The organism is Streptomyces boncukensis (assembly GCF_011045075.1).
In the GTDB taxonomy this organism is placed as follows: Bacteria; Actinomycetota; Actinomycetes; order Streptomycetales; family Streptomycetaceae; genus Streptomyces; species Streptomyces boncukensis.
In genome coordinates this window covers 1-10,618 of sequence record NZ_JAAKZZ010000254.1, presented here as the reverse complement: position 1 = coordinate 10,618, position 10,618 = coordinate 1, and the positions used below count along the sequence as shown (strand labels likewise).

At 72.3% G+C, this 10,618-nt stretch carries 8 protein-coding genes and 1 pseudogene; 4 read left to right on the top strand and 5 right to left on the bottom strand.

Translation table 11 applies throughout. The annotated features are described in order from the left end of the window. Window positions 1-171 precede the first annotated feature (171 nt). Complete coding sequence (locus G5C65_RS22175; protein WP_206442135.1) at window positions 172-450, bottom strand: hypothetical protein; 279 nt, start codon at window positions 448-450, stop codon at window positions 172-174. Window positions 451-586: 136 nt separating this feature from the next. On the opposite strand from G5C65_RS22175, the gene G5C65_RS22170 reads away from it, so the two are divergent. Continuing rightward, window positions 587-1,852: an NsdA family TPR-like regulatory protein gene (locus tag G5C65_RS22170; protein WP_165300663.1), complete on the top strand. Its 1,266-nt coding sequence runs from the start codon at window positions 587-589 to the stop codon at window positions 1,850-1,852. After that, the gene (locus G5C65_RS22165; protein ID WP_165300662.1) at window positions 1,852-2,397 is read left to right on the top strand and encodes a GNAT family N-acetyltransferase; all 546 of its coding nucleotides are present in this window, start codon (window positions 1,852-1,854) and stop codon (window positions 2,395-2,397) included. Before G5C65_RS22170 ends, G5C65_RS22165 begins: the two co-directional genes overlap by 1 nt. Before the next feature lie 259 nt (window positions 2,398-2,656). Here the strand turns inward: G5C65_RS22165 and G5C65_RS22160 are convergent, their stop codons facing one another. Continuing rightward, entirely contained in the window at window positions 2,657-3,382 is a 726-nt protein-coding gene (locus tag G5C65_RS22160; RefSeq protein ID WP_165300661.1) for a nitroreductase, read from the bottom strand. A gap of 102 nt (window positions 3,383-3,484) precedes the next feature. Here G5C65_RS22160 and G5C65_RS22155 point away from each other — a divergent pair, with 102 nt between their 5' ends. Together G5C65_RS22155 and G5C65_RS22150 are read left to right on the top strand one after the other, a co-directional pair. Continuing rightward, complete coding sequence (locus G5C65_RS22155; RefSeq protein WP_165300660.1) at window positions 3,485-4,078, top strand: TetR/AcrR family transcriptional regulator; 594 nt, start codon at window positions 3,485-3,487, stop codon at window positions 4,076-4,078. 553 nt (window positions 4,079-4,631) lie between these two features. Beyond that, window positions 4,632-8,477: an nSTAND1 domain-containing NTPase gene (locus tag G5C65_RS22150; protein ID WP_165300659.1), complete on the top strand. Its 3,846-nt coding sequence runs from the start codon at window positions 4,632-4,634 to the stop codon at window positions 8,475-8,477. A 249-nt stretch (window positions 8,478-8,726) separates the two neighbouring features. Here G5C65_RS22150 and G5C65_RS22145 read toward each other — a convergent pair whose 3' ends face one another. From G5C65_RS22145 to G5C65_RS22135, 3 genes and pseudogenes are all read right to left on the bottom strand, one after another. Continuing rightward, a complete protein-coding gene (locus G5C65_RS22145; RefSeq protein WP_165300658.1) occupies window positions 8,727-9,521 on the bottom strand; it encodes a hypothetical protein in 795 nt (264 codons plus the stop codon). A gap of 10 nt (window positions 9,522-9,531) precedes the next feature. Next, window positions 9,532-9,912: a hypothetical protein gene (locus tag G5C65_RS22140; RefSeq protein ID WP_165300657.1), complete on the bottom strand. Its 381-nt coding sequence runs from the start codon at window positions 9,910-9,912 to the stop codon at window positions 9,532-9,534. A gap of 28 nt (window positions 9,913-9,940) precedes the next feature. Next, a pseudogene (locus tag G5C65_RS22135) lies at window positions 9,941-10,618 on the bottom strand (zinc ribbon domain-containing protein); the annotation flags it as partial.

Below are 10,618 nucleotides of genomic sequence, written 5' to 3'. Positions count from 1 at the left end.
AGGTGTAGGTGCCGCGCACGGCGATCGTCGGGGGCGCGTCTCCGGGGGTGGGTTCGGTCCAGGCGGTGACGCGCGGCGGCATCCCGCAGCGCGGGCACGGTGCGGCCTCGGCGCGCACCACCGCGGTCACGGCCGCGACCGCGCGGGCGGCGGTACGGCGGGCACGCGGGCTCACCGCCGCGGCCTCGTCTCCGCGTACCGGACGGTTGCGGCCTCGAAGGCGGCACGCTCGCTGTCGGTCGCCGCGCGCAGGTCGCGGAGGCGGGTGGTGATCTCGACCGCATGCGGGAGGATGATCCTCACCCGGCCGCCGCCGAGCACCATCTGCACCCGGCCCGTCCAGCAGGACACCGGCGGCGACTCCCGCGCGGCGACCTCATCCACCACATACGCGCCGCGCTCTGGCTGCTTGGTGCAATCCGATGCCTGCGGTGCTCTGGCCTTGGTCATGAGATCAGGAAACCGAAAGTGTCCGGTGCGACGTCAGGACGCAATCCCGGCGGTTACTTCCCGCGAGCCGGACAGTTTTACCTGAGCGAGCAGGGCGGGCAGGACTACCGTCAAAGCGACGATCGAAGGGGGCGCCATGCCACGGGAGCGGAACGTCAAGCTGAAAAGGCTGCTCCTGACCTACGGCTACACCCACCAAGATCTCGCTGACGAGGTCAATCGAGTCGCCGAGGTCCTGTACGGGAAACCCGCGTCCTGCACGGATCGCCACGTCCGGCGCTGGATTTCCGGCGAGGTGCGGTGGCCCTGGGCCCGCTACCTTCTCCCTCTACAGGAAATCTTCGGCTGTGCGCCGGAAGCCATGGGGTTCGTCCCACGAGGCAAGTGGTCCCGCCCCGTCCAGCCGCCGGCGAAGCCGCGTGTTGACAGGAAAGGCACCGTGCAACGTCGGGAGTTCGTCGCCGTCGGTCTCACCGCTGCTCTCGGGATCGAGGCCATCCCTACGGTGGGGAGACTCGGCACATCGGACGCGGAGCGCATCCGCAACCTCGTCCCAGCCCTTTACGTACATGATCACGCCCTTGGTGGCGGGGCCCTGCACATCGTGGCTGTGGAGGCACTCGCTCGCGTGCACGAGGCGCTCAACCTGTGTTCCTACGGGCCGCGTGTGGAGCGCCTGCTCTACTCCGCTGCTGGTGACCTCGCAGCGAGTGCCGGGTGGTTCGCCTACGATGCGGGCGACCAGGCCGGTGCGACGGATCTCTACCGCGAGGCACTCCAATCGGCGATGCTCGCCGGGGACGGGGCGCTCCAAGCGCGGGTGTGGTCGAACCTGGCGATGCAGGCCCGCCTCATGCATCGGGATCAAGAAGCGCTGCGTATCGGTCGCGCGGCTGTCGAGACGCGTCAGGCCAAAGATGATCCGTGGCTGATGGCGTTACTGCACTGTCGACAGGCGGTAGGGCACGCACGCCTGGGCGAACGCGGCCGGTCCGAGCGTTCTCTCTCGCGAGCCGAGACGGCGTACGAGAAGACTTCCGGAGCGCCTTCACCCTGGCTCTCGTTCCTGACGTCAGCCGAGATCACGGGACTGGCTGGTGCGGCGCATCAGGCATTGGGACAGCACCGGAGGGCGGAGGAGTTGACAGCGTCTGCTCTGGACCAGTTGGAGCCCCGGTTTGAGAGGAACCGCGTCTACTACACGCTCCAGCGCGCGCAAGTGCTGTTGGGCTGTGGTGAGGTGGAAGCGGCGGTGGCCCAAGCACGCCACGCGATGGGCATCACCGGGAACGTGCAAAGCGTCCGGGTACGGGACAAGCTCGCCAGCCTGCGTGACAGCATCGGCAGGTACCAAACCCGGGTCGCCCGCGAGTTCTGCGAACAAACACGAGAGGCAGAGTAATGCAGGACGTCGAGATCCGTAGCCGGGATGCGGCCAGCCTTCACGAGATCCGCCCTCAGCTCCTCGCGGTGTATGCCGAGATCTACGCCGACCGGCTGCACGAGGAGTTCCACAGCGTGGAACGCTTTGACGAACGGCTCGGCTGGAACACGGAGGTTCCCGGCTTCGCCGCCGCCGTCGGCTACCACGACACTGTACCCGTGGGTTACGCCTTCGGCTGCGTGCTGCAACCCGGGACGAACTGGTGGAAGGGTCTGCGCACCCCCGTGTCCGAGAGCGAGACCACCGAGACCGGTTCGAGGACGTTCGCGCTGTCCGAGCTGATGGTCCTGGAGACGGTTCGGGGTACGGGCGTCGCCCGGCAGATCCACGACGCGTTGCTGCGCGGCCGGACTGAGGAACGCGTGACGCTGCTGGTAGAGCGTGACCACCCGCGCGTGCGGGCCCACTATGAAGACTGGGGCTACCAGCGATTGGGTGAAGTGCTGCCGTTCCCTGACGCCCCGGTGTACGACGCGATGGTCCTTCGCCGGACAGGGCGCTGACCAGCCTGGTCAGCAGGTGCGCTGCCATAGGGTCGGGATGCGGCTCGGCGCTGCGCGGCACTCGGTGGTGTCATGGCCGCGCCGATCACCGTGCACCCGCCCGACGCCGAGGGCGGCCGTCGGGTCGTCGCCCGGGGCCGGGCCCTCGGTACCGCGTGCCCGTCCCGATGGGGTGCGGGCTGACAAGGCGTACGCCTCCCGCAAGAACCTGGTTGCAGTCCTCAATGAGTGGCTGTGACCGGCAATTTCGCGACGGACACTAGCTGTGGAAGGTGGTGGTCGCCTCCAGGGCGGCCCGGTCGGTCGCGACCTGGTTCACCGGTGCGTCCTCGTCTGCGTAGCCGAAGGAGATGCCCACGAGCAGCTTTCCTTCGTCCACGCGGAGTTCGTCGCGGACGGTGTCCGCGTAGAAGCTGAGCAGGCCCTGTGGGCAACTGGCCACGCCATACGCGGTCATGGCCAGCAGCAGCGTCTGCAGGTAGGCGCCGGCGTCGGCGGCCAGTCGCGGTCCGCCGTCGCCGGTGACGAACAGAAACGCGGCGTGGGGCGCTCCGTAGAAGCCCATGCTCTCCGCGTCGTAGGCGGCGCGGGCCGGGTGGTCGTCGGGGCCGATGCCCAGCGCTCCGTACAGACCAGCGCCGAAGGCGGCCCGCCGTTCCTGGTGGACGGGGGCGTACATGTCCTCGGAGTAGGGGTAGTCGGCCGTGACGCGTCGCTCGGCGTGGGCCGTCCGCAGGGCGTCGGCCAGGCGGTCTCGCCGTGCGCCGCCGACGATCTCGACCCGCCACGGCTGCGCGTTGGAGTTGGACGGCGCGGCGCCGGCGAGGGAGAAGACGGCGCGCAGAACGTCCTCCGGCACCGGGTCGGGTCGGAACGCGCGGGTCGCGCGACGCCCGCGGATCAGCTGCTCGGCGTACTCCCCCGGGTGCGTCCCACTGGTAGGCGTCTCGCTCGTGCGTATCCGGGTGCAGACCGGCCTGCTCATGGAGCTCTCCTCAGGATCACTTAGGTAAACGTTGTCGTTTACCTAGAGGCTCACCGTACACAGCCACCCCTTCCGAAGTAAACACAGGCGTATACTTACGTCATGACCACGGCGACGACGGCATCTCGACGGCAGGGTCGCGGAGGGCGGGAGCGCATTCTGGCCGCAGCGGCCGGACTGTTCGCGGCCCAGGGGATCAACGCGACCGGCATGGAGCAGATCGCGGAGCGGGCGCCAGTGTCCAAGCGCACCCTCTACGCACACTTCCGAACCAAGGACGAGCTCGTCCTCGCCCACCTGAAGGACCTCGCTTCGACGGGGCGCACCCTGGAGGGCGTGCTGGTACGCGAGGACGTCCCCGCCAAGGAGAGAATCCTCGCGCTGTTCGATCCACCCCCGGCAGCCACTGATCCCGTGCGCGGATGCCCGTTCATCGACGCTGCCGTGGAGTTCCCCGACCCGCAGAACGCGGTCCACTCCTACGCCCGCGAACAGAAACTGCTGATGGTGCGACTGGTGGCCAACCTGGCAGCGGAACTGGGCTGCCGCCAGCCCGCCTTCCTCGCCGAGCAGCTCGTGACCCTCGCGGACGGCGCCGCCAGCCGCGCCATGGTGCTGGGCGAGGCGGACTACGGCCGGCATGCGCGGATGGCGGCGGAGATCCTCCTGGACAACGCGCTGCCGGCCACGGACTGACGGGCCCCGCTTGGCCGGGGCGCCCGCCAGCGAGCAGGGCTGCGCGGTCCGCGTCGCGCACAGCGGAGAAGCAGTCGGCGAGCACCTCGTCAGCAACCTTGTGGCCAGCCGCCGGGACGTGCTCGCCGACGGGCGTGAGATGGTGCTCGACCCGCCGGTGCGGCCGGTGCCGGAGCACGCGCGCCGTGCCGGCCGGCCGGGCATATGCGCCCCGGCGTCCGGATCGGGACACGCGCGCCCCGGCGCCCCCCATCCCGTGTATCGCCTGGCTGTGCCGATGACTCGTGCTCTGCGTACGGTCACGTGCCGACACCGCCTCCCCTCCTCGCCGGCGGCGGTGACGGAGCCGGTGCCCGGGTGAATCCCGGCGGCTGCGCCGTTGGTCAGCAGCCCGTCGCCGTGCCGCTGAGCAATGCGCGGCGGCGCGGGGGCGGCGCGGCGCGGTGCGGCGCGGACCGGCGCGCGGGGCGCTGCTTGGCTTGGTCGCGGCTTACGCCGGCCGGGGCCCGGTGCTGGGATGAGGCGCGCGGTGTCTCCCAGGAGGAGGGGTGTGATGGGACGTCGCGAGAAGCCGGTCGACCCCTGCGCGGGCCCGGTTCAGGAGTTCGCGTACGGCTTGCGGGAGCTGCGGAGCAAGGCGGGCAACCCGACCTACCGGGCCATGGCACGGCGGGTCGAGTACTCCCTCACCGCGCTCTCGCGGGCGGCCGCGGGCCAGGTCCTGCCGACGCTGCCGGTCGCGCTGGCGTACGTACGGGCGTGCGGCGGGGACGCCGAGGAGTGGGAGGAGCGCTGGCACCGGGCCGCCGAGGAGACGACCTCCCAGGTGCGCAGGGAGGACGTGGCGAACGCGCCCTACCGGGGGCTCGCCCGGTTCGAACCCGCCGACGAGGAGCTGTTCTTCGGCCGGGACCGGCTCACGGACGACCTGCTGCGGCTCGTGGGGGCCCACCGGTTCGTGGCCGTCTTCGGCCCCTCCGGCAGCGGCAAGTCCTCGCTGCTGCGGGCCGGCCTCGTCCCCCGGCTCCAGCAGGGCGAGGACCCCGGCGGGCGGCCCGCCGCCATCCGGATGCTCACCCCGGGGTCCCGGCCGCTGGACACCCACGACCGGGTGTTCACCCCCGCGAGCGCCGACGGCGAGACCTGGCTGATCGTCGACCAGTTCGAGGAGGTCTACACGCTCTGCCGCTGCCCGGACGAGCGCGCGAAGTTCATCGAGTCGCTGCTGACGGCGCTGGACCGCGGCAGCCGGCTGCGCGTGGTGCTGGGCGTACGGGCGGACTTCTACGGCAGATGCGCCGAGCACCGCGGCCTCACCGCCGCCGTCCAGGACGCGAGCGTGCTCGTCGGGCCCATGGAGCCGGACGAGCTGCGGGACGCCGTCGTCAAGCCCGCGGCGGCCAAGGGGCTGACCGTCGAACGCTCCCTGACCGCGCGGCTGATCGAGGAGACCGGCAACGAGCCGGGCGGGCTGCCGCTCTTCTCCCATGTGCTGCTGGAGACCTGGCAGCGGCGCAAGGGGCGGATGCTGACCCTGGACGCGTACGAGACGGTGGGCGGCATCCAGGGCGCCGTCGCCGACACCGCCGAGGACGTCTACACCCGGCTGTCCCCCGACCAGGCCGCGCTGGCCCGCCGGATCCTGCTGCGCCTGGTCAACCCCAGCGAGGGCGCCCGGGACACCCGCCGCCCCGTCGAACGCGCCGAACTCGACACCGACCACCCCGAGGACACCGAGGACACCGCACACGTCCTCGAACATCTGGCGCGGGCCCGCCTGATCACTCTGGACGGTGAGCGGGTCCACCTCGCGCACGAAGCGCTCATCTGGTTCTGGCCGCGGCTGCGGCACTGGATCGAGGACGACCGCCAGCGACTGCGGCTGCACCGCCAGCTGACCGACGCGGCGCGGGCCTGGGAGCGGCTCGGGCGCGACTCCGGGAGCCTGTACCGGGGCGCCCGGCTGGCCGCGGCCGACGTGGTGTTCGGCACCCCGCGGCAGCAGCGGGACATGACAGCCCTGGAGCGGGACTTCCTCGCCGCGAGCCGGGCCCGCCGCACCCGCGGCCGCCGCCGGCGCAGCGCCCTGACCGGGGCCGTGGCCGTGCTGGTCGTACTGACCCTGGTGAGCGCCCTGTTCGCCTGGCAGGAGAAGAAGAACAGCAACCTCCAGCGGGACCAGGCCACGGCCCGCCGGGTCGCCGAGACCTCCGACGGCATGCGCGCCGCGCTCCCCCAGCGCGCGCAGCTGCTGAGCCTCGCCGCCTACCGCGTCGCCGACCTCCCCCAGTCCCGTTCCTCGCTCATCAAGGCGAGCATCCAAAAGGAGCACGACCTGCTGACCGACGCCGACCGGGAGGACGGGGCCCAGGGCTTCCTCACCGGGAACGGACGGCGCATGGTTCGGGCGGGGAAGGAGCACGTACGGGTGTGGGACGTGCCGGGACACCGCAGGGTGTCGCAGGGCAAGGGCCTGGGCGCGGCCGCCGGCTCGGCGGTGGACATCAGCCCCGACGGACGCAGGCTCGCGCTCTCCTCCGCCGGCGGTCTGAAGCTGTGGGACGTGGCCGCAGGGCGCCCGGACGGCGCTCCCCTGACCTCGGCGGACTGGGGCCGCGGCGGCGCGCCGCGCGGCGAGTTCGGCCCGAGCGGGCGCACCCTTCTCACCAGGTCCGCCGCACGGGACGGGCCCGCCTCCGTCCAGCTGTGGGACCTGGAGCACCGGCGCACCCTGCTGGAGCGCCGCCTTCCGGACGCGGAGGCGCGGGACGGCGCGCCGGTGGCGGCCGTCAGCGCCGGCGACCGCTATCTGGCGCTGTGCGCGCCCGGCGCCGCGCCGCAGGTGTGGGACGTGTCCCGGAAGCGTGAGCTCCCCCTCCCCCGCTCCCTGTCCGCACACCGGAAGGGCTGCAAGCAACTGCACTTCAGCCCCGACGGCCGGCAGCTCGCCCTGGCCACCGACGGGGACATACGCGTCTGGAAGGTCACGGGGAAGAAGGGGGACGGCGAGCGGCGTATCAAGGTGCCGGGATTCCGGGAGATGGAGTTCAGCCCCGACGGGGACTTCCTGGCCACCTTCGGCGCTGAGCAGGTGCAGGTCTGGCGGACCGGCAACGGGGACACGCCGATATACCGCTATCCGATCCTGGAGAACCAGGCCGCCGCTCTCCGGTGGTCCCGGGACGGCCGCTACCTCCGCTACTTCGACGGCCCCTCCCGGGCCTCCGTGCGGTCCCTCACCATGGAGGCCCTGGTCGAGCCCGCGTGGAGCCCCAAGCCGACGCGGTCCGCCGTCTTCAGCCCCGACGCCCGCCTGCTGGCCACCGTCACCGAGGACGCCGGGGACCGGCACCGGCTGCAGCTCAGGGACGGGCGGACGGGAAAGCTCACCGCGACGCTGGGGACCGTTCCGGAACCGGCCGAAGCCGACGCGGGCGCGGACGCCGGCGACGCCGACGCCAGCGGCGCGGACGCCAGCGACGCGATGGCCTTCGACCCCACCGGGGGGACCCTCGCCGCCGCTGTCGGCACCGGCCCGCCGGGCTCGCCGCCGTCCGAGATCACCCTGTGGGACACCGGAACGCACCGCAAGCGCGGCACCCTGCGGCTGCCGGACGGCGAACGCTCCGGGGACGACGTCAGCGGGATCGCCTTCAGTCCGGACGGGAAGCGGCTGCTGGCGGTCGGCCAGGCCGACGGGGGCTCCCTCACCGTGTGGGACCTCGAACGGCGGTCCGTGGTCAAGCGGATATCCGGCCGGTCCGCGGCCGGGGACGACGACGCGCGCGGCTTCCGTATCGCTGTCCGCCCGGACGGACAGCTCGTGGCGACCTCGCGCAAGCAGCTCGTCGACCTGGGATCGGGCCGCACGACCCGCCGCGCCCTCGTGCACGGCACCATCGCCGCGCTCGCCTTCAGCCCGGACGGGAAGCGGCTCGCCGTGGCGGACGACGGGGGCCAGGTGACCCTGTGGGACGGCGAGGGGCGGCAGCGCCTCGGCGAACTCTCGGGGTCCTTCACCTCCCTGGACCGCAGCTCGCCGGAGTCCGTGTCGTCACTGGCCTTCTCCCCCGACAGCAAGACCCTCGCCGTGGGGGGCGACGAGGGGACCATCCACCTCTGGGACGTGCCCTCGCAGCAGAAGCGGGGCGGCGCGCTGCTGTCGCCCGGAGACACGATCCGGTCCCTGATGGTGAGCGCCGACGGCAGCACCCTGCACGCCACGGCACGCCATGTGCCGCTGCGCAGGCATCCGCTCACGCCGGAGAAGGTGGCCGAGCGGGTCTGCGAGCGCGTGACGACGAAGCTGTCCCGCGAGCTGTGGGACTCCTATCTGGCCGAGGTGGACTACCGGGAGCTGTGCGAGGAGGAGTCCGGCCGCTCCCCGTGGCGGCCCTGACAAGGGCCCAACCCCGCATGGGATCGCGGCGTACGTACGGGCATGGCACACGCGACAAGGCCCCGCCCTGACGTGGTGTCAGGGCGGGGCCTCCCGGCGGAGCGCTGGGCAGGGATTGCACCTGCATCTCCCCGCAGGAAGCGGGACGTCTTGCTTGGACCACCAACGCACAGGCCGCCTGCCTCAGTTGGCGGCGCGCTCAAGGTCAACTATAGCGCAGTCGCACCGGTCCTGCGCAAACGGCGGCGGCTACGCCGGATCGATGTCGGCGCCGACGATCTTCCCGTTCCGCACGGTGTACGTGCCGGTGTACGACTTCACCGTGCCGTCCTTCTGGAGCGCCCTGATGGTGACGTTCACCCTGCCGAAGCCGCCGCTCTCGGTACGGACCGAGATGTGCCGGGTCGAGGCGTAGCCCTTGGTCCAGGTCCCGAACGAGGCTCCGCCGATGCGCGAGCCGCCGAGCTCCCAGGCGGCGGAGAAGTCGCGGTTGTTGATGTGGTCGTAGTAGCGCGCCACGACGGAGCCGGGGTCGTCGCGCTCCGAACCGTCCTCGGACGGGGTCGCGGAGGCGTCGGCGGTGTCGGAGGCGTCGTCCGAGCCGTCCCCGGCGTCCCCGGCGTCCCGGCGGCTGCCGTAGCCGTCGTCGGTCCCGCCCGAGCCGGACCCGAAGTCGGAGCCGGAATCGCGATCAGAGCCGGAGCCGGGGCCGTCGGACGGTTGCGGGGACGTCGCGGGGCCGACGGAGCCGGCCGCCGGCGGGCCCTCGCCGTCGTCACTGGCGGCCTGCACGCCGAGCAGCACGCCGCCGACGACGACCACGGCGACCACCGCCCACGGCAGCCAGTGCGGCAGGCGGGTGAGGCCCACGCGCAGATAGCCCGCAGAACCGGCGGAACCCGCGGAGCCCGCGGAGCCCGCGGAGCCCGCGGAGCCCGCGGAGCCCGCGGAGCCGCCGGGGGCCGCGCGGGGCGCGCCGCAGCCCGTGCAGTGGGGCCCGGCCGCATCGTCCGTCCGCGCACCGCAGTGCAGACAGAAGTCCATCTCGCGCTGCCTACAGCTCGCTGACCGCTCCCTCGATGGCCCCCGCCAGGGCGGCCAGCGAGGCGAAGCCGGACACCGCGTCCGCGAGCGCCCGCGCGACCCGCCGCAGCTTGCCCCCGCGCGGCTCGGGCGACTCCAGCTCCTCGCGGGCGTCCTGGGCGAACTCGGCCAGGTCCGCGCGGTCCGGGTGCTCCGAGCGGCCGAGCTCCTCGATGAGCCGGGCCAGCAGGTCTCTGATCTCCTCGGGGGTCGCGGCGCGCCCGTCGCGGGAACCGGCCGGCGGCTCCGCCGCCCGGAAGTCGACCTGCGCGCCGCTGCCGCTGGCGACGGCCGCGCCCGTGACCTGGGCGCTGCCCGTGGCGATGACGCCCTTGTTGCCTCGTACGTTCATCCGTTTTCTCGCCCTCTGTGCGGGACTGTCATTCGTTGGTGGACCGCGGGCCCCTCTGGAACATGGCGGAGACCCGGGACTTGGTGCCCGAGGCGACCGAGCTGGACTCCACCTTCGCGCCCTCGGCGGCGATGATGCCGTTGTTGACGATCACTTCCTGGCTGCGCTTCAGCTCGCCCGCGTCGATGCCGTGCTCCTCGGCGAACTCCACCAGGGCGTCCAGGACCCGCTGCTGCACGCTCTTGCGGACCATCACGGAGTCCGCCTTCTGGAAGTAGCGGCGGTGCTCGTGCATCGAGGCGAGCTGGCGGACGCTGTTGCGGGCCCCGTAGTCGAACACCTCAAGCTGGGTGATCAGCCGCTTCTGCTTGCGCAGCCGCTCCCGCAGCCCCCGGTCGGGGAAGAACCCGCCGACGGCGTGTCCGGGCGCAGCGAGCAGCACGAAGGGGGTACTGACGGCGGACTGCCCCAGCAGCCCGACGAACTCGCTCAGCGACGGGCGCGGGAAGAGCTCGTCGATGATCCGGTAGCGGTCCTGGAGCGGGCACAGCACCGTCGGCACGGCCTCGACGTACAGGTTGGTGTCCGAGCGGACGAAGCGCAGGAACAGCGACGTCACCAGCTCCCCGCCCCAGCCGGTGGAGTGCACGGCCAGATAGGGGCGGGCGCTCTCCTCCGGGGCCCGCTTGAGCGCGTCCACCTGCGC